Raw genomic sequence first — 475 nt, forward strand, 5'->3', positions numbered from 1 at the left:
GTCTTTTAAAACCGCGCCCAATACAATGTTTGGAATGAAGATGTCTTCATCGATTTCTTTCAGTTCTTCGTGTTTGATAATGCAAAGTACATGACCGTCGGTTGCTTTGATTTCGCCTGTTTCCTTATCGAGGAAAACACCGTTGATGTAATGTCTTGGGTCGTTGTTTGCTGCTGCGGCAGCGGCGGCTTTCAAAAGATTTTTTTTAATTGAAAAATGTTTCATTTTTATCTCCGTTTAAATCAGCAGGCTTTTTGCAGATCGTTTTGAGTTAGGGCTGTCAGTGCTTGTTTGACTGCCGCCATGGGAGTTTTGTACTCGGGAACAAGTCCGACAATGAGTTCGCCGTCGGTGTTGATGATGTCGCAACCGTAGTGCTCTACGGGGTGGCCGTAGGCAGTGTGGGTGGTTTCGGCGGTTACGCGGATGTCGATAGAGTATTCTTCTGTGATGGTCATTTTGGGGTCTTTCGGGG

Annotated in this window: 2 protein-coding genes; both read right to left on the reverse strand. The window is 45.9% G+C overall.

Features of this window, described 5'->3' with window-relative positions:
* The coding region (locus ACTHUR_RS19755) for a hypothetical protein (RefSeq protein ID WP_440400495.1) at window positions 1-225 on the reverse strand (225 nt) is incomplete at its 3' end.
* Window positions 226-242: 17 nt separating this feature from the next.
* Window positions 243-475, reverse strand: a 233-nt coding sequence (locus ACTHUR_RS19760) for a hypothetical protein (protein WP_440400496.1), incomplete at its 5' end; no start/stop codon positions are given.

Source organism: Neisseria sp. P0021.S007 (assembly GCF_051956855.1).